The 23,996-nt window shown below is 49.1% G+C and carries 17 protein-coding genes; 10 read left to right on the forward strand and 7 right to left on the reverse strand.

The genetic code is table 11. The annotated features are described in order from the left end of the window. Positions 1 to 76: 76 nt before the first annotated feature. Positions 77 to 1,177: a porin gene (locus LZG74_RS22415; protein WP_233798723.1), complete on the reverse strand. Its 1,101-nt coding sequence runs from the start codon at positions 1,175 to 1,177 to the stop codon at positions 77 to 79. A gap of 84 nt (positions 1,178 to 1,261) precedes the next feature. Continuing rightward, positions 1,262 to 1,819, reverse strand: a complete 558-nt coding sequence (locus LZG74_RS22420) for a K(+)-transporting ATPase subunit C (protein WP_233798724.1) — start codon at positions 1,817 to 1,819, stop codon at positions 1,262 to 1,264. Between the two features lie 37 nt (positions 1,820 to 1,856). On the opposite strand from LZG74_RS22420, the gene LZG74_RS22425 reads away from it, so the two are divergent. Both LZG74_RS22425 and LZG74_RS22430 read left to right on the forward strand, forming a co-directional pair. After that, positions 1,857 to 2,120 (forward strand): hypothetical protein, encoded by a 264-nt coding sequence (locus tag LZG74_RS22425; protein ID WP_233798725.1) that lies wholly within the window; start codon positions 1,857 to 1,859, stop codon positions 2,118 to 2,120. After that, positions 2,117 to 2,383, forward strand: a complete 267-nt coding sequence (locus LZG74_RS22430) for a Txe/YoeB family addiction module toxin (protein WP_233798726.1) — start codon at positions 2,117 to 2,119, stop codon at positions 2,381 to 2,383. The genes LZG74_RS22425 and LZG74_RS22430 overlap by 4 nt, the downstream gene beginning before the upstream one ends. Position 2,384: 1 nt before the next feature. Here LZG74_RS22430 and kdpB read toward each other — a convergent pair whose 3' ends face one another. The 4 genes from kdpB to LZG74_RS22445 all read right to left on the reverse strand — a co-directional run bounded on the left by kdpB (position 2,385) and on the right by LZG74_RS22445 (position 7,937). Continuing rightward, positions 2,385 to 4,424: a potassium-transporting ATPase subunit KdpB gene (kdpB, locus tag LZG74_RS22435; RefSeq protein ID WP_233798727.1), complete on the reverse strand. Its 2,040-nt coding sequence runs from the start codon at positions 4,422 to 4,424 to the stop codon at positions 2,385 to 2,387. Positions 4,425 to 4,492: 68 nt separating this feature from the next. Beyond that, positions 4,493 to 6,178: a potassium-transporting ATPase subunit KdpA gene (kdpA, locus tag LZG74_RS22440; RefSeq protein ID WP_233798728.1), complete on the reverse strand. Its 1,686-nt coding sequence runs from the start codon at positions 6,176 to 6,178 to the stop codon at positions 4,493 to 4,495. A gap of 27 nt (positions 6,179 to 6,205) precedes the next feature. Beyond that, positions 6,206 to 6,283, reverse strand: a complete 78-nt coding sequence (gene kdpF, locus LZG74_RS26610; RefSeq protein ID WP_084439444.1) for a K(+)-transporting ATPase subunit F — start codon at positions 6,281 to 6,283, stop codon at positions 6,206 to 6,208. Positions 6,284 to 6,587: 304 nt separating this feature from the next. Continuing rightward, positions 6,588 to 7,937 carry a sigma-54 dependent transcriptional regulator gene (locus LZG74_RS22445; protein WP_233798729.1) on the reverse strand — a complete coding sequence of 450 codons (1,350 nt, stop codon included), beginning with the start codon at positions 7,935 to 7,937 and terminating at the stop codon, positions 6,588 to 6,590. 138 nt (positions 7,938 to 8,075) lie between these two features. Between LZG74_RS22445 and LZG74_RS22450 the strand changes: the two genes are divergently transcribed. From LZG74_RS22450 to LZG74_RS22485, 8 genes are all read left to right on the forward strand, one after another. Further along, positions 8,076 to 8,714 (forward strand): ATP-binding cassette domain-containing protein, encoded by a 639-nt coding sequence (locus tag LZG74_RS22450; RefSeq protein WP_233798730.1) that lies wholly within the window; start codon positions 8,076 to 8,078, stop codon positions 8,712 to 8,714. Continuing rightward, the gene (locus LZG74_RS22455) at positions 8,711 to 9,784 is read left to right on the forward strand and encodes a hypothetical protein (RefSeq protein WP_233798731.1); all 1,074 of its coding nucleotides are present in this window, start codon (positions 8,711 to 8,713) and stop codon (positions 9,782 to 9,784) included. The genes LZG74_RS22450 and LZG74_RS22455 overlap by 4 nt, the downstream gene beginning before the upstream one ends. A 190-nt stretch (positions 9,785 to 9,974) precedes the next feature. After that, positions 9,975 to 13,130: a SusC/RagA family TonB-linked outer membrane protein gene (locus tag LZG74_RS22460; RefSeq protein ID WP_233798732.1), complete on the forward strand. Its 3,156-nt coding sequence runs from the start codon at positions 9,975 to 9,977 to the stop codon at positions 13,128 to 13,130. 12 nt (positions 13,131 to 13,142) lie between these two features. Beyond that, positions 13,143 to 14,621 carry a SusD/RagB family nutrient-binding outer membrane lipoprotein gene (locus tag LZG74_RS22465; protein ID WP_233798733.1) on the forward strand — a complete coding sequence of 493 codons (1,479 nt, stop codon included), beginning with the start codon at positions 13,143 to 13,145 and terminating at the stop codon, positions 14,619 to 14,621. 30 nt (positions 14,622 to 14,651) lie between these two features. After that, positions 14,652 to 16,208: an alkaline phosphatase family protein gene (locus tag LZG74_RS22470; protein WP_233798734.1), complete on the forward strand. Its 1,557-nt coding sequence runs from the start codon at positions 14,652 to 14,654 to the stop codon at positions 16,206 to 16,208. A 98-nt stretch (positions 16,209 to 16,306) separates the two neighbouring features. Beyond that, a complete protein-coding gene (locus tag LZG74_RS22475) occupies positions 16,307 to 17,701 on the forward strand; it encodes an alkaline phosphatase (RefSeq protein ID WP_233798735.1) in 1,395 nt (464 codons plus the stop codon). Positions 17,702 to 17,854: 153 nt separating this feature from the next. Next, positions 17,855 to 21,214 carry a TonB-dependent receptor gene (locus tag LZG74_RS22480; protein WP_233798736.1) on the forward strand — a complete coding sequence of 1,120 codons (3,360 nt, stop codon included), beginning with the start codon at positions 17,855 to 17,857 and terminating at the stop codon, positions 21,212 to 21,214. 10 nt (positions 21,215 to 21,224) lie between these two features. Then, positions 21,225 to 22,763: a RagB/SusD family nutrient uptake outer membrane protein gene (locus LZG74_RS22485; protein ID WP_233798737.1), complete on the forward strand. Its 1,539-nt coding sequence runs from the start codon at positions 21,225 to 21,227 to the stop codon at positions 22,761 to 22,763. Between the two features lie 130 nt (positions 22,764 to 22,893). Here LZG74_RS22485 and LZG74_RS22490 read toward each other — a convergent pair whose 3' ends face one another. Continuing rightward, positions 22,894 to 23,988 (reverse strand): phytase, encoded by a 1,095-nt coding sequence (locus tag LZG74_RS22490; protein WP_233798738.1) that lies wholly within the window; start codon positions 23,986 to 23,988, stop codon positions 22,894 to 22,896. Positions 23,989 to 23,996: the final 8 nt, after the last annotated feature.

Below are 23,996 nucleotides of genomic sequence, written 5' to 3' on the forward strand. Positions count from 1 at the left end.
ACTCCGCTCAGGCTGACAACTGTCCTTATGAGAGACAATATCAATAAATATGTTATCTAACTGACTTGACTAAATATTAAAAAGCAACTGAAATTGAAGTGGTCAGAAAAAAGTTATTCTTTCTGGACATTGCTTCCGCTCCTGCCTGATTTCTTTCAAGGAATATCCGGTCTTTGCTGCTCAGGTTTCTGGCTTCCACGCGCCAGAGCACGGCCGGGAAAATGGCATAGTCAATGTTGGCGGACAGGCCGAAAGTTTTGAAACCATTCTCCGTGCCCGTCGCAATGATAACGCCGTTTTGATCCTGAAAATATTCACCTCTCGCTGCTATGTTGACCTTTGAAGATGGGGAATAGCGTACGATTAATGTGGGCACCACCCAGTTGTTGTATTCGCTGCTTCCCTTTGCTTTTTGCTCCGTTCCGTAGTCGAAACCGGCCGAGATCCCGAACTTTTTGGCAAGCTGAAAAACACCATAAAAGTTGTGATAATAACGCATGAGCCTGGCACTATCCGGCTTGTCTGATCCTATGAGTGTGCTGTAATTCAATGTGACATTAGCGGCCGGCTTATAGGTAGCCTGCGTCCCGAAGGCGGGCGTAGTGTTTCCATCCACGCGCTGAATGCGTTGCCAACCATTGAGATACATGGCGGACACATAAAGCTTTTCATCTTGTGTTGTAAAACCCAGCTTCAAGCCCGACTCAAAGTAGGGCGTATTTTCAGCCACCAAACTCCTGGTCAATGCCCAGTTATCCTTGCCGACAGCACTCTCGAAACCAATGTGCGAGGGCATGATCCCGGCATCCAGCCATAGGTTCGCATTTTTTGAAATTTTCAGACCAATGTTGGCTTCAAAGACATTTTTGAGTACGCCCGGCTCGGCCGCATAGTTCGCATTCACGTAGGTTCCGGCTGCCAGGGCCAGGTTACCTCTCACGCGGTCGGTTGTGTAGTTTGCTTTGATAAAGCCGAGGTTCAGATTCACTTCGCCAATGCGGTTGAAATTGTAAAGAAAGCCCGGAGCCGTGTTGTTGAGCGGCCTGTTGAAATCGTAATTGTAATAAGCCTCTGCATATCCGCTGATTGTCAAAGGGTTCGTAGTTTTCGTGGAATCCTGCGCCATAGCCGATTTTAGAATTACTAAACCGAATGCAGCCAATAATAAACTTTTCATTGAAAATGTACTGTAAATGAATGTAGCGGCGCTGTTGAAAACCTCGCTCCCCGCGTCGCTGCCGGTAAGGATCAGGGCATGTTTTTATAATTTTTCCAAAGCTATATTTAGGCTCAGCACATTCACTTTTTCAGGTCCAAACATGCCTAATAATGGTTTTTCCGTGTGCTCGCTGACAAGCTGTGCGACTCTTTCTTCGGAAACTTTCCGAGCAGCAGCCACCCTTTTTACCTGGATCAACGCAGCCTTAGGCGAAATATCCGGATCAAGTCCGGAGCCGCTAGCAGTCACCAGCTCGACGGGAATATCTTTCTTGTCAACGCCCGGATTATGCATCAAAAATGTATCGATCCTGGCCTGCACCACAGCGAGATATTCCGGATTGGAAGGTCCCTTATTGCTCCCGCCGCTTCCAGCCGCATTATACTCCACAGCGGAAGGGCGACTGTTGAAAAACCGGTCTGCTGTAAATTTCTGACCAATGTTGGCATAGTAACGTTTACCATCAGCAGTAACCGTCTCACCCCGACCACCGTCGGGCGTCATTTGCGCAATTGCCCAAACCACAGCCGGGTAAACCACACAGAAAAACAGCAGCGTTACAATGGTTAATCTGATTGCGGGAAATATGTTCGTTTTCATTTGCTTAAATTTTTAACTTTAAAAAAAATTGGAATCTATGGAAGCATTGCTGCGCGTTCGATCCTCTGAATTCACGGACGAACTGATTGACAAAATCAGAACATTATTAAGTGGTTCTCAAGACTCTGAAATCACGATCAGCATTACGGAGAAGCCTTCATCAGGCACACTTCGCCTTGAAACCCGGGAAGAGTATTTCTCACGGCTGGATAAGTCACTTGAAAATTTCGAGAAGGGCAATGTCATCACCTTTAACGGAGATGCGTTTGACCAGTTTGCGAAACATCTGGGAAATTCGTGAGCCGGATTATCTTTGATATTAACGCCATTGAAGACCTGACCCAATGGTCTAAAAGCGAACCCCGGCTTGTAAAAAAAGTCTTCGAACTCATCACCGACATTCAAAAGCATCCCTTCGACGGAATCGGAAAACCCGAGGGTCTTAAACATCAGTATAAGGGATGCTGGAGCAGGCGCATTACGGATGAACATCGGCTGATCTATAAGGTCCTTTCCGACGGTGACATTTTTGTCTTGAGTGTTTATGGTCATTACGATCAATAATTTAAATCCAGATACTTACTACCAGGTCAATGACCTTTATGCCTGCGAATGGCACCAATATGCCTCCCAGGCCGTAGATGAAGAGGTTTCTTCTTAGCAGGGCGCTGGCGCCTATGGGTTTGTAGGCCACGCCTTTTAGTGCCAGCGGGATGAGGAACAGGATGATGACGGCGTTGAAAATTACGGCGGACAGGATGGCGCTTTCGGGACTGTTGAGGCGCATGATATTCAGGCCTTGCAAGGCTGGGATGCTGGCGATGAAAAGGGCTGGAATGATGGCGAAATATTTAGCGACGTCATTTGCAATCGAGAATGTGGTCAGCGTTCCGCGCGTCATTAACAGCTGCTTTCCAATTTCGACGATTTCGATCAGTTTTGTCGGATCATTGTCCAGATCCACCATGTTACCGGCCTCCTTGGCTGCCTGCGTGCCGCTGTTCATGGCCACGCCTACATCAGCTTGTGCGAGGGCGGGTGCGTCATTGGTTCCGTCTCCCATCATGGCCACGAGCTTACCGCCTTCCTGCTCTTTTTTGATGTAGTTCATCTTGTCCTCGGGCTTGGCTTCGGCGATGAAATCGTCCACACCCGCTTTTTCGGCAATAAACTTGGCGGTAAGCGGGTTATCGCCGGTTACCATCACCGTTTTGACACCCATTTTACGAAGCCTTTCAAAACGTTCGCTGATGCCTGGCTTGATAATGTCCTGCAACTCAACCACCCCCAGCACACGCTCATTTTCCGAAACCACGAGCGGTGTGCCGCCATTGTTGGAAATCGCTTTTACACTTTCTTCAATTTCGGCAGGAAACGCATTTCCAGCGCTGGTAACCAGGTTGCGGATCGAGTCAAATGCGCCTTTGCGGATTCGTGTGCCTTCGAAGTCGACGCCGGAGCTGCGTGTTTCGGCGGTAAACTTGATGAATGTGGGATTGAAAATCTGGTAAGATGTCGGCGTAGCATTGGCCAGTTCCAGGATGGATTTTCCTTCCGGCGTTTCATCGGCGATTGAGCTGAGTACGGCGGCTTTGATGAAGTGATTGTCGGCAATGCCTTTTGCAGCGTGAAAGTGCGTGGCCTTTCTGTTTCCAATGGTGATCGTTCCCGTTTTGTCCAGCAAAAGCACATCTATGTCGCCGGCTGTTTCCACGGCTTTACCCGACTTAGTAATCACATTGGCACGCAACGCACGGTCCATGCCCGCAATGCCGATCGCTGAAAGCAACCCGCCGATCGTAGTCGGGATCAGGCATACGAAAAGGGAGATGAATGCCGCAATAGTAATGGGCGTATTCGAATAATCGGCGAAGGGTTTCAGCGTCACACACACGATCACAAACACCAGTGTAAACCCGGCCAGCAGGATAGTCAATGCGATTTCGTTGGGCGTTTTCTGGCGGCTGGCACCTTCTACCAAGGCAATCATTTTATCCAGAAAACTCTCGCCCGGCGCAGTCGTTACCATGACTTTTATCTTGTCGGAAAGCACTTTCGTGCCACCCGTGACGCTGCTTTTGTCGCCGCCTGCTTCGCGGATCACTGGCGCAGATTCACCTGTAATGGCACTCTCGTCGATGGTGGCGAGCCCTTCGATGATCTCGCCGTCGGTGGCAATGTTGTCGCCGGCTTCACAGATAAAAATATCCCCTTTTTTCATCTGAGCCGACATCACACTTTGGGTCGATACAGAGAAGCCGGGTTTGTTGTCGACGACTAGTTTGGCGGGTGTTTCTTCGCGTGTCTTACGTAAGCTGTCGGCTTGTGCCTTTCCCCGTGCTTCGGCGATGGCTTCGGCGAAATTGGCAAACAATAATGTGAGCAGCAGGATCAGAAAGATCACAAAATTATAGCCAAAACTGCCCTGGGAAGTGTTTCCCGTTAAGATCCACAAACACACCACAAACATGACGAATGTGCCTATTTCAACGGTAAACATGACCGGATTACGAAACATGATTTTGGGGTTCAATTTGGTAAAAGACTGTCTTAAAGCCTGATTCACCAGATCCTTTTGGAACAAGGATGCATTTTGATTTTTCATTGGATGTTAGGAGCGCGGCTTCAATTCCGGTGCCCGTTTGATGTTGTTAGTCAGTTAACTTTTGCTGATTACAGGCTGAAATACTCGGCGATTGGGCCTAGGGTTAATGCTGGGAAGAATGAAAGGGCCGTGATAATAGCGATGACGGCCATGACCATCATCCCGAATGTGGCTGAATCCGTCCGCAGCGTGCCTGCACTTTCGGGGATATATTTTTTATTGGCTAAAAGTCCTGCAATCGCGACGGGCCCGATGATGGGGATGAAGCGCGAAAGGATCAGTATAAAGCCTGTTGTAATGTTCCACCACGGATTATTATCGCCCAGCCCTTCAAACCCGCTCCCATTATTGGCTGCCGAAGAAGTGTATTCATACAGCATCTCGCTGAATCCGTGAAAACCGGGATTGTTCAGATTGGCGGAGGTGATTGCGGGGAATGCTGCTGCCAGCGCCGTCCCGGCCAATATCAATAATGGGTGCAGAAGGGCTACGATCATGGCGATCTTCATTTCACGTCCTTCAATTTTTTTACCTAAAAACTCAGGCGTACGCCCTACCATAAGTCCGCTGATAAATACAGCCAGAATGATGAAGATGAAGAAATTCAGGATCCCGACCCCGCAGCCGCCGTAAAATGCATTGGTCATCATCGCCAGGAGCTGCATCATCCCGGATAGCGGCATGGCACTGTCGTGCATGGAGTTCACCGAGCCTGTGGATATAACGGTGGTGGCTATACTCCAAAATCCCGAAGCCGCACTGCCGATCCTGGATTCCTTACCTTCCATCGCGCCGGAGCTCATGTCTATGCCCATTTGCGCAATGGCCGGGTTACCTTTTGCTTCCCACATCATCGTTGGCAAGCAAAGCAGCAAGAACCCAATGGTCATGACGCCGAAGATCATCCAGGCCATTTTCTTTCTTTTCAAAAAGAATCCCAGCGCAAAAATCATGGCCAGCGGAATAATCATTTGCGAGAACATTTCAATCATGTTAGTGAAGTAATTTGGGTTTTCGAGCGGATGGGCCGAGTTGGTCCCGTAAAACCCGCCGCCGTTTGTTCCCAAATGTTTGATTGCCACAAAAGCCGCCACCGGGCCTGTGGAGACCGCCACCGTGTCGCCCTGCATGCCGATCATGCTGTCTTTTCCTTCAAAGGTCATCGGCGTGCCGTTGAATGCGAGGATGCTGGCTACGACAATCGACGCGGGCAATAAAATTCTCGTGCAGGAGATCAGCATTAGATTGTAAAAGTTACCAAGCTTGTCGGTCGCTTTTTGTTTTAATGCAATAAATAAAACAACCGCTGCGGCCATCCCCGTGGCTGCACTTACAAATTGTAAAAACATTAAAAAGAGCTGCGAAAGATAACTTACCCCGCTTTCGCCCGAGTAATGCTGCAGGTTGCAGTTGACCACAAAGGATATGCTGGTGTTGAATGCCAGATCCGCCGTTTGTCCGGGATTTCCGTCCGGGTTCAGCGGCAGCCAGCCCTGGTTCATCAAAACAAACATGCCGAGCAGGAACCATACAAAATTGATGGTCAGCATGGCCACGAGGTGTTGTTTCCAGTTCATTTCTGCTTTGCGGTCGATGCCGCTGATGCGGAAGAAAATATTTTCCAGGGGATTGAATACGGGATCGAGCAGCGTCTTTTCTCCTGCGTAGACTTTGGCAATGTACTTTCCGAATGGGATGGCCATCAGGATAGTAACTCCATACATGGCAATGACGCCTAAAATTTCTGAGTTCATTTTATTTAAAAATTGATAGCGGGCCCGTTAAAATTTCTCTGGTTTGATGAGCACATAGCACATGTAGACAAACACACCGATGGATACAACAAGTAATGCTGCCATGATCAGATCTTTTCAAAAAAGTGGACGGATTGGTAAAAAAGCGCGAAGCATAAACAGCCTGCGGCAACTAAGAGGATTGTAAGCATGATATGTAATGTTTAAGTGAATGCCTGTTCGCTGATGCCCGAAAGAGCGATCATTGATACCAAACATTCCAAAGGCATACCAAACTTTTCATTGCGTATTTAAATAGCTATATATCAGCCATTTAATGCTTTTTGGGGGAATTTTTAATATTCTGGAACCTTATCATTTTGATAGGGCACCCTATCAAAAATATAGGGTGCCTTAGCAGCTGGCCCGGCTATTGACCGGAACTTTGAAGGCCGTACTCTTCGATTTTGCGATACAGCGTAGCAATTCCAATTTCGAGCAAACGGGCCGTTTCTGCCTTGTTGCCTTTGCAGTAATTAAGTACTTTCTGAATGTGTAATTTTTCAATGCTTGCCATCGAAAAAGCGGAGAGCTGCTGACTCTTCAATGGCACCGACTCCTGGACATTGGATGGCAGGCTGGCAATTTCCAGTTCACCGTCGCTGATGATCACTGCCCTTTCAACCACATTTTTCAGTTCCCGGATATTGCCATTCCATTCGTAGCTTTCCAGGTGTTTAAGAAAATCTTTCGAATAGCCCAGGTTCGGCTTATTGGACTGTTTGCAGAAATAATCAAGAAAAAAATCCAGCAGCAAAGGGATATCCTTTACCCGGTCCCTGAGTGGCGGCAGCTGGATCTGAAATACATTTAATCTGAAATAAAGGTCTGCCCTGAACCTGTGTTGCTCCGACTCGGTCTTCAAATCACGGTTGGTGGCGGCGATCAATCTGAAATTTGATTTAATTGTTTTAGTATCACCCAATTTAATGAACTCGTGCGTTTCCAGCACGCGCAATAATTTGGCCTGCAATTCAAGCGGCAGCTCCCCGATCTCATCCAGGAATAACGTCCCGTTATGGGCTTCTTCCAAAAGTCCGCGTTTGTCTTTTTGCGCGCCGGTAAATGCGCCTTGCCTGTAACCGAAAAGCTCGCTTTCGATCATATCCCTTCCAAAAGCGCTGCAATTGAGTGCAACGAAGTTTTTATCGGCACGCGGGCTGTTGTAATGGATGGCTTGCGCGAACACTTCCTTTCCCGTACCCGTCTCCCCGGTGAGCAGCACCGCCGTGTCGGTTGCGGCCACTTTTTTAGCCAGGCTGATCGCGTCATTGATGGGCTGCGACGTTCCTATGACTTTGTCAAATGAAAATTTATTGGAAACAATCGCTTCCAGCGTTTTCACTTTCTTTTTAAGCTGCGCCTTTTCAATTGCTTTGTCCAGCAGCGGCAGGATCTTGTCATTATCATCGCCTTTCACAATGTAATCCATCGCCCCGTTTTTCATGGCCTGAACTCCGTCGGCAATGTTGCCGTTGGCGGTCAGCAAAATAATCTCGGCCTGCGGGTTACGGCTTTTTAAAATGGGAACGAGTTCAACGCCATTGCCATCGGGCAGCCTTACGTCGCAGAGCACGGCATCAATCAAAGGGTTATCTATCTTCGCCAGCCCTGATTTACAATCGCCTGCTTCCAACACTTCAAAGCCTTCCGCCCGGATGATCCTGGCCAGCAGTGAACGGAGCTTTTCTTCATCATCAATAATCAGTACCGTCTTCACATTTGTCAATTTAATATTCTTTATTTCCAGCCGGATGCTCCGCTGATGATGGACTACAAAAGGATCCTTTCTTAATTTGCCTGCCCAAAACAACCATTTGAGCAATGCAAAGTTAGAATTCCTTAAATTTGTTTTACAATGGTTTTAGAAATCAGGCAGCTCAGGCAGCGTTATGGCGAGCGCGAAATTCTTTCGATCCCGTCATTTTCAATTGAAAAGGGAATTTATTGGATACAAGGTGAGAACGGCGCAGGAAAGTCAACGCTTTTCAGGACGCTGGCCGGTATGTTGCCGTTTGACGGAAGCATCATACTCGACGGCACTTACGATCAAAAAAAAGATCCCGTAGAATACCGACTCCGCCTGAATCTCGGTGAAGCAGAGCCGCTTTATCCTTCGTTTCTTACACCCGCAGACCTGATCGCTTTCGTTGCCGAAGCGCAGCGAGCTCCGCGGGGGCAAAGTGAAAAGCTCATTGAAGCATTCGGGATTAATTACCTGCAAAATCCATTCGGGAGCTGTTCCAGCGGGATGGCGAAAAAGGTGTCCTTACTGCTCGCATTTCTGGGAAACCCCGCCGTTATCATTCTCGACGAGCCGCTGATCACCATCGACCGGGAAGCACGGAAAGTGCTTTTTGAACTGATTAAGGAATATGATCGCAACGGCGTCACTTTCCTGCTGTCATCGCATCAGCTGTTCGAGCAGGAAGGCTTGCATGTTTCCCAAAGTTTTCGGTTAAAAGACAAAACACTCATTGCGACCACTGCATTATGAAAATGCTGCTGGTCTCCACGGTCTCAGTATTTTTCAGGCAGCGCGCCGGAACGTTCCTGGTGCTGTTAGGCGTGCTATTTGGGTTTTTGAGTGCCAATGAACACCACGCTTTCGCCGTTTTCTTCCTGACCGGCGGCACATACGGAATGCTCGCACTTTTTACGATCTGGCTCATTTATAGCCTGATATGCATTCAATTTTTGATCAGCACCTGGAAATTACCTGAGTACAAGTTCATTTATCACGTCCGCACGTGGCCGGCCTTCGTTCGCACGCGCAGGTTCACCATACAGGCTTTGGGCTTACTGCAACCCGTTCTTTACTACGGTGTTTACCTGCTCGTCATTGCCATTCAGGACAAGCTGACAACCCGACTTTGGCCGGTAATTCCGTTTTTCATTGTTCTGATAGTCATGCTGGTTATCGCAGCGGAGTGGCGCATCAGAAAGCCGGTTTTATATGTGCCGGTCAAAGGAAAGCAAATCATACAATGGCCTTTCCCAAGGCCTGCATCCTCGCTATATTGGTCCATGGAGTGGCTTTTGCGGGAGCGTGGCATCACCCTCCTGGTGGGTAAACTGGGAGCAATGCTGGTAGCCGCGGGAACGATGCTTTATTACAGCTCGGGTGAATACGACATCCGAATGCCGGCTGTGGGCATGTCGCTTGCCTACCTGCTCAATCTGGGCATTTCGCTGGAATTGTATAAATGGGAAAGTGAAATCTGGCTTTGGGGAAGATCGTTGCCCGCTTCGCTCTCAAAACGCTGGGTCAGTATAGTCATTCCGCATTTGGTGCTGGTCTTGCCGGAGACGATCGTCATGCTCCGCCACGGAGGCCTTGGCTTTTCAGCGGTGTTGCAGTTGTACATGCTGGGTGCTGCTATCGTCATCGTTTCGCATTTATATATTTACAAAAGATCCGGATTGCCTGAAAACGCATTCCAGGTGTTTCTCTTTGGATTTATAGCGCTTACCTTATTGGTTTTATACAAAATACCTCTCCTGCTGATCTCCGCCTGCGGTTTGCTGTTCTCGCTCCTGGCTTTCCGCAAGAGGTATAAAATATGATGTTCTGCGATGCCGGGTTATACAGAGACATGATGTAAAAGTTTGGAAACGAGATCACCAGCCAACTTTTTCATAACAAATCCATAACCTGCGCTTAACAACCTGCTGCACCTGACAGAAATACCTTTGGGGTTTTAAAAAACGACCGGCGCAAACCACGCTTCCGGCGCTCACTTAACCCCTATTACGAATGAAACAACATTTACTACACGCAATCTTTGCATTGCTGGTCGGCTGCGGCATGTCGCTGCAAACATCCGCACAGGCTGTAACCGTCACCGGTAAGGTAACCGCCGCTACGGGTGAAGCTCTTCCAGGTGTAAGCATTCTTATCAAAGGCAGCAATTCGGGAACGACAACTGATGGCAATGGTGCCTATACGCTCTCAGCGCCTTCGACCAGCGCCACTTTTATTTTTTCTGCCATTGGTTTTCTTTCGGAGGAACATACAATCGGCAACCGGAGCGTGCTGAACATTATATTGAAAGAGGACAACAAACTGCTTAATGAGGTGGTTGTTACGGCTTTGGGCATCAAACGTGAAGAAAAATCACTCGGTTTTGCCGCGCAGACTATCAATGAAAATGCAGTGAAAGATGCCAAATCCAACAACTGGGTCAATACATTGTCTGGAAAAGTGGCCGGGCTGAACATTCAGGGTGCAGGCGCGGGACCTATGGGCTCTGCACGCATAACATTGCGGGGAGAATCCTCGCTCAACCTGGACAACAACCAGGCTTTGATCGTTGTGGATGGTGTGCCGGTCAGCAGCCGCATTACAGGAACAGGCTTTAATTCGCACCTTTCTGCCGACAGTCCGGTGGATTACGGGTCGAGCTTGTCGGACATTAATCCTGATGATATCGAAAAAGTAACCGTGCTGAAAGGCCCGGGCGCTACAGCATTGTACGGAAGCCGCGCCGCTGGCGGGGCCATCATTATCACCACCAAGTCCGGCGTTCGTCAGGACAGGGGCATTGGGGTAACGGTGAATTCCAATTTCAGTTTTGAACAAATCAATCGCTATCCCGACTACCAGTTTGAATATGGAGAAGGAAGAAGCGGCGCTTATTTTTCCTATCTCGACAGCGAAGACGGCCCTAACACCGCAACCACAGTGGCAGCCGGGCGGGCCTGGGGCCCCAAGTTCAACGGCCAGATGTATTACCAGTATAACCCCGATGCACCGGACGGCCGCCCGACGGTCCGCACGCCGTGGGTTGCCAACAAAGACTACATTTCCGGATTTTTCCAGACAGGGACTACATTTTCAAACAGTATTTCTGTTGAAGGCGGTGGAGAAAACGGCTCTGCGCGCTTGTCTTTGACGCATTTGAAAAATAAATGGATTATCCCCAACACAGGCTTTGAGAGGATTAATGCGGCACTTTCTGTCAATCAGAAAGTTTCGAACAGGCTGAAAATTAACGGGAAGGCAAACTACACCAACAAGAAAAGCGGCAATCTGCCTATGGCCGGCTATAACAACCAGTCGCTCATGTATTTCCTGATCCTGGGAACGACGCCGAACATTAAGCCCGAATGGTTTAAGCCTTACTGGGAGCCAGGTTTGGAAAATGTAAAACAAAGAAGCCCGTTCAACCCTACGCCTGATAACCCTTACCTGGGCATGTATGAAATGCTGAACAAGATGAACAAACACGGGTTCATCGGCAATGTGTCGGCCAATTACGAGATCTCTCCAAAACTGGACCTTATGGTGCGCACGGGCTTGGATATGGCCTTTGAATTCCGTTCACAGCAGCGCCCGTTCAGCATGACGCGCTACCCGCGTGGCATGTATCGCGAGCAGAATGTATTTACCTACGAGTCCAACACGGACTTTTTATTAAATTATAAAGACAAAATAGCCAATCTGATCGACGTTACGGCTTCGGCGGGAGGTAACGCCATGCGGCAGTCGTACGACTTTGCCGGCATGTATGCCGACCAGCTTGCACAGCCCGGCATTTACCAGATATCCAACAGCTTGGACCAGGCGGTGGCCGATCCTTTGAAAACCAAAAAAGCCATCAACAGCATTTACGCCGCGACACAGTTTTCGTGGGACGAAAAAATCTTTTTGGACGTAACTGGCCGCAATGACTGGTCAAGCACATTGCCTTATGGCAACAACTCGTTCTTTTATCCTTCCGTGAGTTCCAGCTTTTTGCTGAACGAGCTTTTTGCCTTGCCGCGTGCGATCTCCTTTGCCAAGTTCCGGGCTTCATGGGCACAGGTTGGAAATGATACGCGTCCGTATCAGACGGCCCGCTATTACGACCGGATCTACGGAAACAGCTTTACCAATTCCAACACCCTTTTCAATGCTGACCTGAAACCTGAGATCACGGCCAGTTATGAGTTTGGCCTGGATATCCGCCTGCTTAAAAACCTGGTGGGCCTGGATGTGGCTTACTATAATAACAACAGCCGCAACCAGATCCTGGCCATTCCGTTGGACCCGGTTTCAGGATATAACAATGCATTGATCAATGCAGGGCTTATCAACAGCCGCGGCGTGGAGATCAAGCTGACGGGCAAACCAGTTACATCCCGGAATTTCAGCTGGAACACAACATTACTTTGGTCAAGAAACAGAAGTTATGTAAAAGAGCTTGCTTCGGGCATTACCAATCAGGTCATTTACGCGCATAACACCAATGTGAGCATTGAAGCGCGCGTGGGCGGTTTGATGGGCGATATGTATGGCCGCGGCTTTCAGCGCGCACCGGATGGCCAGATCATTTATTCTTCGGTAGGGCTTCCCGCCGCCCTGGACCCAACGGCCAAAAAATGGGGGAATGCATTTGCAGACTGGAAAGCGAGTTTTTCCAATGAATTTACGATCCGCAATGTGCGTGTAAGCCTGCTGCTAGACGGACAAATGGGCGGAGACATGTTCTCGCAAACTTCCCACAAAAACAATACACTAGGCAAAACAAAGGTCACATTACCGGGCCGCGAAGACGGGATCATTGGCCAGGGTGTGGTGAAACAGCCGGACGGAAGTTTTACGCCTAACACCGTAAAAGTGCCCGCCAGCTCCTATTACGACAACTATTACCAGATCGCAAATGCCGAAACCAACATTTTCGACGCTTCTTTCCTGAAAATCCGCGAGCTAAGGGTTGAGTTCAATCTGCCGCAGGCATTGCTTTCTAAAATCGGCGTACGTCAGACCAGTCTGGCTGTTTTCGGGAGGGACCTTTTCAATTTTACCAAATTTCCCGGCTTCGATCCGGAGGGCGGAAACCTGAACAACGGCACCCTGACGCCGGGTGTAGAACTGGCCCAATTCCCTTCCACCCGGACCATGGGAATGAACCTTACCCTGAAATTCTAATCCAAAGAAACCATGTTTAAAAAAGCATATATTCCCTTTTTGCTAATCCTAACGCTACTTGGATCCTGCACCAACAATTTCGAAGAGCTCAATACGGACCCCAACCGCCCCAAAGAAATAACCCCGGGCGTGATGCTGGGACAATTGCAATACCAGATCGTGAACAGCACAGTGAATGCCAGCCGCAATTTTACGCATGAGCTCATGCAGGTGGACGCGCCGCGGGCCAGTGCCGGAGGAGGTGGTTTGCACCGCTACATTGTAAATCCCGGAAGCGGCGTTTGGAACAACTTTTACACCTATCTGAATGATATTGAAGACATTTACCTGATCGCGGATCGTTTGAATGAAAATAATTACAAGGCCATTTCGCTGATTTACAAAAGTTGGGCCTATTCCATTCTAACCGATCTTTACGGCGACGTGCCTTATTCGCAGGCCACCAAAGCCATTGAAGGCAATTTTAAGCCGACCTTTGATAAGCAAAAGGACATTTACATTCAGCTTTTAAAGAACCTGGAAACGGCCAACACGCTGCTGGACGACACGAAAGCGCTTACTTACGGTGGTGATATGCTTTATAATGCCAATGCATTGTCGGGCGGAAAAAATCCAGGGATTCTTAAATGGAAGAAGTTCTGCAACTCGCTCAGATTAAGGTTACTGCTCCGCATTTCAAAGCGTGAGGGCGAAGTGAATGTAAAGGAACAGCTTACTGCTATTCTGGCTGATCCGGCTGCAAACCCTGTATTTACGGCCAATTCGGAGGAAGCTATTTTCCGCTATCCAGGCACATTTCCATTCTTCAATCCATTTTACAACGCCCGCCAGGTGGACTGGCGTGACGGGAATTATTATACCAAATTTTTCATGGACCGCATGAACGACCTCGGCGATCCGCGTCGGGCCGCATGGGCAACCCAGGTGAAGTCCGCGAGTGACAATGTGTTTCGGGGCATTGAAAGCGGTTATCCTACCACTTTGGAATATGCCGTGGGAAGCAATTCCAGTTATTCGGATGCATTGAAAACCTTGCCGCAGCTGGGCGTAATGATGACCTGGGCCGAAGTTGAATTCATCAAAGCCGAACTCGCATTGAAAGGTTTCAAAACCGGCTCCACGGCCAGACAGCATTATGAATCGGGCATCGCCGCTTCTATGGCGCAGTGGGGTGTGACCGTTCCGGCAGGTTTTGCTGATCAGCCTGGCATTGCCTTCAACGCAGCGGCCTCCGCAGAAAAGCAATTGGAGCAAATTATGCTGCAAAAGTATTATGCGTTCTTTTTTGTGGATTATCAATCGTGGTTCGAGAAACGAAGAACCGGATATCCTGTGCTGCCGCGTGGAGCGGGCATCCCGGCGGAAAACACATTCCCTTCGCGCGTCCCCTATCCTACTTATCTGCAATCGCTTAACCCCGAGGCCCTGGCCGGAGCCGTTGCTTCCATGGGTGGTGACGACAGCAACATTAAAGTGTGGTGGGATAAGTAGTTTTTCAAATCCGTTTATTTTCATTACTATATGATTTTCAGAAATATAACCACCGCCCGGGCAGTCCTGATCATTTGGACTGCCTTCGCTGCCCCTATCGCGCAAGCGCAAAATCCCGCCGCGGAAAAGTCTTTGGACGGCAAGAACAAAACGCTCATTGTGTTCTTCGATGGGCTTCGTCCGGACTACATTACGGAGGAGCAAATGCCCAATTTATATGCATTTAAACAAAAAGCTTCCTACGGAAAAAACCATCACAGCGTATTTCCGACGGTAACGCGGGTGAATTCATCGTCCTACGCAACAGGGTCTTATCCTGGCACGCACGGACTTCTCGGCAACGCCGTTTACTTTCCGAAAGTGAGTCCTAACAAAGCGATCGGCACGACTTACCCTGATCTTATGAGAGCGCAAGATTCGGAGAATGGTCGTCTGCTAACGGCTGTTTCACTGGGTGAAGTGCTGGAAGCGGCTGGCGGTAAAATGATGGTTTTCAGCTCAGGAACCACAGGACAGGCATTTTTGCAAAACCATAAAGTCGGTAAGGGCGCGATTATCAATCAGGAATTGATACTGCCGGAATCGTTTAAGGCGCAGGTGATGGCCGACATTGGCCCTATGCCGAAAGGAACCGGCGACGTTTTTATCAAACACAAATGGATCGCAGACGCATTGCTGCATTATGGCTTGAAAAATGACGGCCCGCTCGTGAGTGCCATCTGGTTCTCAGATCCCGATGGCGCTGCGCACCGTTACGGCATAGGCTCAGACCAGGCAGTGGCGGCGATCAAGTATGTGGACGCGCAGTTTGGCCGCATCTTGGATTCGCTGTCCAGCAGGGAATTAAAGGAGAAGTTCAATCTGCTGATCTCAACCGATCATGGTTTTGTGACCCACACCGGCAAGCAGGACATAACAGACCTGCTCATTGCGGAGGGTTTGAAAAAGGATAAAGAATCTGATGACGTGGTGATTGCAGAGGGCGCTATTTATGTAAAAAACCATGATAAAAACCAGATCGAAAAAATTGTAGCCTTAATGCATAAAACGGACTGGATCGGCGCGGTCTTTACCAAACCCAAAAAGAAAGGTGATATGGCCGGCTCGGTCAAGGGAACATTGTCCTTTGACGCGATTCACTACAATCACCCGACGCGTTCAGGCGATATCCTCGTGGCACCCAACTGGAACGACGATAAAAATGACAAAGGCTTTGCCGGAACCGACTTTTCGGGAGGCGTTGCCGGGCACGGCGGATCGAGCCCTTATGAGATCAACATTGCTTTTTTTGCTGATGGCCCGGACTTCAAAAATGCATTTACCAGCGAGCTCCCGACTTCAAACATTGACATAGCACCGACAGTGCTCGCCCTTTATGGTCTCAAAGCCCCGTCACAAATGGACGGCCGCGCATTATCGGAGTTTCTGCAAAACCAGAAAGCAGCTGACAACAATGCAAAAAAACAAGTGATAACAGCCGAGGCGAAGTATGATTGGGGCACTTACAAGTTACAGCTTGAAATGTCCGTATTAGGCAACTACAAGTATTTTGATTTTACAAAAACAGAAAGAAACAAGTCCAACTGATAACACTTTCTTCATATCCGGACCCACATCTTAACCTGACGATAATACGCGCTCGACTAGTTTTGCGGTAAGCTAAAACTGAATATACCGAGCCTCAAATGAACAGAAGGGACTTTTTTACAAACGGTTCTGCCGGGCTCCTTGCCGGGCACATGACGCTTTTTGGCGAGCGAAGCGACGCCAAAACATTTTCCAGGGGAAAGCAGGGTGCAAAGAATATCATTTTCATGGTCAGTGACGGCATGAGCACGGGGACGCTGAATATGGCGGACCTGTTACTCAACCGGAAAGAAGGGCGCATGAGCAGCTGGATGAAGTTGTATGCCGAACAAACCGGTCGCCGGGCGTTCATGGAAACCTCTTCTTCCAATGCACTCGTTACCGATTCAGCGGCCGGAAGCTCGGCGTGGGGAGGCGGCAGAAAAGTCCCGAACGGAAACCTGAACGTGAATGCGGACGGGAGTTTTAACAAACCAATTTTACAAAAATTCAAAGAGGCCGGAAAATCTGTTGGCTGCGTCACATCGGTGACGATCACGCATGCCACCCCTGCCGGATTTTGCATCAATAATAAGTCCCGCGGTGATGAGTCGGAAATTGCAGATCAATATCTGGACCTGAAATTCGACGTGATGATGGGTGGCGGCGCGGAGTTTTTTTCTGCTGAAAAACGCAAGGATAAAACGGACCTTTTTGCGGCCTACGAACAAGCCGGTTACACGGTAGCGCGCAGCCGCGATGCAATGCTAGGCCTCAACAATACACAAAAACCGATCATGGGTGTGTACTGCGAAGGTGCGCTTCCCTACTCGCTGGATACATTCCAGGATGAACGGCTGCAAAAAGCTGTTCCGACATTGGCCGAAATGACGCAAAAAACGCTTGATCTTTTATCAAAAAACCCAAAGGGATTTGCGGTCCAGATCGAAGGAGGAAAAGTGGACTGGGCGGCACATTCGAATGATGCGGGCGGTTTGCTGTATGACCAGATCGCCTTTGACCAGGCGGTCCAGGTTGCATTGGATTTTGCCACAAAGGACAAAGAGACGCTTGTGATTATTACGACGGATCATGGCAATGCAAACCCGGGTCTTTTCGGCAGCGACAAGCAGTTTGATCTGCTGCAAAAGTTTAAGCATACCAACAACTGGATCCTGGGTGAGCTCGATAAAGTGCCCACCGCGGCGCAGCTCATCGAGCGAATCGAATTTGCACAGGGTTATGCCATCAAGCAATCCGAAGCCGAAAAGATCCTGGCGCGGTTCGGAAACAAAAATGAGTCGGGCCTTTACATTGCCAACAAACCGCTCTTCCGGGAGTTGGCTGGAATCCAGACACATTATACCGGAATAGGCTGGGCCGGAATGGATCATTCTGCGGATTACGTGGAACTGGCGATGTTCGGACCGGGAAGCGAAACCCTTAAACCTTTTGTCAAAAACACCGAGCTGCACCATTTTATGCTTGATATGACCGGAGTCGCCAGGGCTTAGGTTGTCTTGTAAAATTCACATTACCTTAACATTTATCGCCTCGTGGCTTAACACGGGAAAGTTACTTTTGCGCCCTTATAGGGCGCTTTTTTTGTTTCAAACAGCAAAGAAACAAAAGTGTCTTCTTGTTAAAATTAAATTTATAATCATTTTATGAAAAAACTACTTTTACCCATTGTCCATGTGGTAATTGCTGGTTCTCTGGTTTTCAGTGCATTCAGCCCCGCAGGGGCGGCCGGAGCAAAGCGCCATGACTCCAACATGGAAGCCGGGACCCAGGCCCCGAAAATCCGGGTGACTGGCCGTGTGCTTGACGACAACGGAGATCCTTTGCTGGGTGTGACCGTGATTGAAAAGGGAAACAGCAGCCGCGGTGCGGTTACGGATGTGAACGGAGAATTTGTAATAGAGGCCGCTGCGGGTGCTACCCTGGTGTTTTCGTTCGTCGGGTTCCTTGCGCATGAAGTGGTGATATCAGACGAAAAACCACTCAATATTCAATTGAAGCAAGATGCGATGATGCTCGACGAGGTTGTGGCGGTGGGTTACCAGACGCTCAGAAAAAGCGATCTCACAGGTGCAGTTTCGAGTGTAAAAGCAAAAGAATTGAACCTGACTACGCCTACCATAGGCCAGGCCCTGGTAGGGAAAGTGGCAGGTGTGCAGATTTCGCAAGTGAGCGGTGCGCCCTATGTCGGCACTAAAATCCGTGTACGGGGCGTCGGCTCTATCAATGCGAGTTCAGATCCGCTTTATGTTGTTGATGGCTATCCTGCTGGTAATGATGTATTTATCAATCCCAATGACATTGAATCGATTGATATTTTGAAAGATGCTGCGTCCGCAGCCATTTACGGCTCGCGTGCAGCAGGCGGCGTTGTTCTGATCACAACCAAGCGCGGGAAAGAAGGCAAAGGGAAGCTGGAATATGACTACCAGTTCGGGGTGCATCAGCTGGCCAAGAAAGTGGATATGCTCAATTCGTCGGATTTCGCCCAATTGCTGATCGACGGTCGTAACAACACTTACCGTGACCTGATGGTGAGCGGAGGCAAGCAATGGAACGATGGGATGTTTTCGGACGACAATGCAACCCGGATCAAGAACCTGGGCGGCAGTGCAGGGTCGGTAAGTATCCCAAACGACATTTATGATTTTGCAAACCAGCGGGTGATCACACCTAAATATAACACCGACTGGCAGGATGAACTTTACCGCAATGCGCCGGTAAGCCGTCATAACATCAGTTTCAGCGGTGGGCAGAAAGGACTTCGCTATGCGCTTAGCGGCGGGCACCTTACCCAGCAAGGCATTATCCTGAGCACCAAGCAGGAACGTACCAATTTCCGGGCGAACATTGATGCCGATGTCAACAAGAAGGTGAAAGTCGGCGCTAACCTGGCATTTACCTATAATACCAACCGCGAAGTGCAGGAAGGGCGCTTCAACCAGGGACCAATCCTGGGCGCGCTGGTTTATATGCCGATTTTCAAAGCTTATAATGAAGACGGCTCTCTGGCTAAGAACGAGGCGGCGTCACTGAGCTCGGGGTTTGGTTTGCAATCCATTGAAAACCCCGTGGCACTGGCCACCGAAACGCACATTAACAGAACCGGTCAGCGTGGGACGTACAATGGTTTTGCAACGTTTGAGATCGTAAAGGACCTGAATTTCAAGGTTAACCTGGGCTTGCAGACTTACAGCGAAAAATACGAATTCTACCGCCCCACCAGCCTGAGCGAGGGTGCCAACCCGCCGGGGTCGCCACAGGCCATTGCGGCCGCAAATGCTGTGGCGCGCACGGTAAACTTCATGGATAAGCTTGCCGAATTTACCCTTAATTACAAAAAAGCATGGGGCAAGCACAGCTTCGACGGACTGGTAGGTTATACTGCGCAGCAGAACAACCGTGATGTGATTTCGGTTACAGCACGCGGATTCCAGAATGACCGGATCGAGGAGATTACCGGGAAAGGCGCAGATGCCATTTACTTTGGCCTCAACACGGGTAACCCCGAAGGCGATGGCACCGGTAAAACCGACTGGACGCTGCTCTCCTATCTGGCCCGTGCCGTTTACAATTTTGACAACAAATATTACCTGACGGCATCATTCCGCACTGACGGATCGTCGCGTTTCGGTCCTAATAACCGCTGGGGAAGCTTCCCATCTGTTTCGGCAGGCTGGAACATTTCGAATGAGCCGTTTTACAACGATCTGCTGGGCAAAGCCTCCACTATGAAATTGCGCGCAAGCTGGGGACTGAGCGGGAATAACAACATTGGTAACTATAACTTCCTGCAAACAATGGCCGCTCCGGGCGGCGTGGTTTTCGGGAACGGATCGGTGAATACTGCATTGTGGGCGGAGGGAATCAAGGACCAGGATCTGGGCTGGGAATCTACTTCGCAATACAATGTGGGGCTGGACCTGGGATTGTTTGAAGACAGGCTTTCCATCATTGCCAACTACTATCTAAGCCGCTCTTACAACCTGCTTTTCAACCAGCCGCTGTCAGCGATTTCGGGCTCGTCGACCATTCTGACAAACCTGAAAAACTCGAAAGTGCAGAACACCGGGTTTGATATCCAGGCCGACGCACGCGTGATTTCGAAACGTGATTTTAACCTGAACATCAGCGGTAACTTTTCGGTAAACCGCAACAAGGTCCTTGATATGGGAGGTGCTAATACGATCCTGTCGACAGGCGCTGAGCGTTCGTACATAACGCACATTACACAGCAGGGACAACCCATCGGTATGTTTTATGGGTTCAAAGTGAAAGGCATGGTTCGCGAAGCGGATATGGAGAACCTGGAAGCGGATAATGCGGCTTACAATGCATCCACCCAGAAATTCCCAGCCGGTTATGTGTTGAAAGGCCCTGCGCGTTCAACGGCTTCTACAAACCCGCTGCGTCCGGGTGATCTTTATTTCGAAGATATCAATGGTGACGGGGTTGTGAATGATGCGGATAAGCAGGTGATCGGCACACCGCATCCGAAATTCACTTACGGATTTGCTATTTCGGCCAGCTACAAAAATTTCGATTTCAGCTCGTCGTTCAACGGGATCTACGGCAACCAGGTGCTGGATGGACAGGATTATTACATTTTCAATATGGAAGGTTCGGGTAACCAGTATTCTAAAGTGCTGAACCGTTACCGTTCCGAAGCTCAGCCGGGGGATGGAAAAATATATCGCGCTGCACGCGGAGGCACGCAAAGCAACAGCACGCGGTTATCGACATTCTACCTGCAGGACGGTTCTTTCCTGAGATGTACAAACCTGACATTGGCCTACAATTTCCCTCAGATTGCCCAGATCAGCAAAAATGCGATCAGTAACCTGCGGATTTACGTTGGAGTAGACAATGCATTTACCCTGACCAAATATCTCGGCTATAACCCGGAAGTTGATTACAATAATGGTTCGAACCTGACGCCGGGTGTCGATTATGGTAAATATCCACTTGCCCGCGCCTATAACATTGGTGCCCGTATCACATTTTAATTCAGCAGCTATGTTTGACACAAAATATAAATTTTCCCATATCCTTACCGCGCTCGCACTTTGCGTGCTAACCTCCTGCTCCACTGATTTTATTGACCTTGAAAATCCTAATGCGGTTTCCAATGCATCATTCTACCAGTCGCCCGGCGAAGTGGAAGCGGCCGTGAATGGCATTTATCAGTCGTTGCGCAATGGGAACGGAATCGGCGAAACGAGCGCACTTTACAGCGAAGAACGATCGGACAACACAGGCCGGAATGACAACCAGTCCAACGCGGGTGAGCCGTTCCAGTTCAATGATTTTTCACTTTTGCCCAGCAACACTTACCTAAAAAGCCACTGGCTGGCATTATACCAGACCATCACGCGCTCGAACCAGGTTTTGGAGGGGATTGAAAAAGTGAATTTCACGGACAATGACCTGAAAGAAAAATACAAGGCAGAAGCCAAATTCATGCGTGCGCTCATCTACTTCCACCTGGTGCGGAGATGGGGCGACGTGCCATTGATCACCCGCCCATTGACATTTGCCGAAGTGCAGGCAAGCACGTTCCGGGAGAAGCAGGATATAGTGTACCAACAGATTGTCACAGACTTAACCGACGCCGTCAACAGCACATTACCTAATGTCCAGACAACTGCTACCAAAGGAAAAGTGACCAAAGCTGCGGCGAATGCATTACTCGGACAGGTTTATCTGACCATGGCGACCACACTGGCCCCGGCAAACCGGACCGAGAACCTGAACAAAGCAAAAAACCATCTGACCGCATGCTATGAGCTGCGCACATTCGGGACATTGAAAGAGATCCCTTATGCCGATGTTTTCGATGTATCCAAAAAATCCACGGTGCCCGAAATCATTTTCCAGGTGGTTAACAAGCAGGGCGACATTAACTTTTCTTCTGCCATTGCGCGGAATAATCAGGCAAAAGGCGAAACGATCAACTCATTGATCAACTCAACCGGGGCTGGTGGCAATGTTACGCCTGATCTTGTGTTGGATTATGAGGAAGCGGATGTTAGAAAGGATTTCAACATCAAATTTGCCAACGACCCCATCGTACGCGATTATTTCATTACCAAATTCCGGGATGCCAGTCCGGCTGCAACCAACCAGGGTTTTGGAGGAAATGACTGGATTTTGATTCGTTATGCTGATGTGATTTTAATGCTGGCGGAAGTCAATATGTATCTCGGCAATGAACCTGCCGCCATCGGCTTTCTGGATCAGGTAAGGGAACGCGCCGGGCTGCCATTGTACGCGGCATCGATCCGTAACACTGCTTACCGTGCCAAATACCCGACATTGAAACTGGCAATCCTTCACGAGCGCCGTGCGGAGCTGGCATTTGAAAACCACCGCTGGTTTGACCTGCTGCGTTTCTTCTCAACCGATGAGCTGGTTGCGTATTTCAAGGCCAAAAGCCAGGATAATTTTGGTCTTGCCAAACTATCGAACTTCGGGCCCAAAGACCGCTACTACCCGATCCCATTTGACGAATACAAACTGGACCCAACCAAAATGTACCAGAACCCGGGGTATTGATCCTGTTAAATGAAATCTCAATTTTAGACACAAGAATAAAGCCGGACAGTAATGTCCGGCTTTATTCTTTTTTTCTAATACAGAACAATTTAATTTCCGAATCCGCTATGCCCCTTCTTTTAGAAAAAAGTCATTTTATTTTCAGAAGCGTGCTGCCGGCAATATCTTCCCAGCGATACAGGTGGAAGGTCTTATCATCGCTCATGGCAACGAAGAGTCCTTTTGGGAAATCGGCATTCAATGGAACGGAAACTGTTTCAGAACCATCGCTTTTGTTTGCGAGAACAGTGATTTTTTTCAAAAGATTGTGCTTGTTAGCATCATCGGCATTTCCTTCACGCGGGAAGATCTGGAAACTATTGGCTCCCTGGTCCGAAACGAGAATGTAGCCGGTGCTGTCCGTAAGCGCATAAATGGATATGCCTTCATGGTCTTCAGTAAACCCGGTTGTTGCAAACAACGCCAGCTCTGCATTGCCCTTTTCGGGATCGGCGTAGTATTTCCGCACGCCTTTGCCTTCATCGGAATAATATACATAGCCCAATTTATCATCCACCGCTATGGCCTCGATTTCTTTCAGCCCGCTGTAAGCACCGAATTTCCGGACCAATGTCGCCTTAACGTTACCCTTACCATTGTCTTCCAGCAAATATTGCCACAAATAAGTGCCGTCCGTAGGGCCGGTTTTCCGGCCAACGATTGCATAAATCTTTCCAGAAACATTCTTGTAAAGCGCAATCCCCATCAGGTCGCGATGGTTTTCACCCTGCTGTCCCTCAAAGACTGCTATGCCGCCTCCATCCAAGGGTTTCATATCTGGTAAAGCATAAATCCGGAGCTTATGGGTGAAACGTTCGGTGGTGACAGCGATGTCGGCTTTCTTGCCGTTGAGCATCAATCCATACTCTATGTCCACATTATCGGGGCGCTGCAAGCCGTGTACAGTCTTGTCTTTCAGCATTTTGCCTTTCAGGTCAAACACATACAAGCCGCCATTCTGGTCTTTATCTGTTCCAATGATGAGGCTCGCCGCGGGATCTGCCGGGTTGATCCATACAGCCGGATCGTCGGTGTCATGCGCAACGGTGTCTGTTATATAGCGCGGCTTGATGACGGCAAGCGTGTCCTCCGCAGCTGCTGCCTGATCGGCATGAAGCTGTTTTTTTTCACCGCAGGAAGTTAGTACGCAGCCGCAGCCAAAAAGTAAAATGATAAATCCTTTCACAAAAATTC

The organism is Dyadobacter sp. CY327 (assembly GCF_021390415.1).
Classification (GTDB): Bacteria; Bacteroidota; Bacteroidia; order Cytophagales; family Spirosomataceae; genus Dyadobacter; species Dyadobacter chenhuakuii.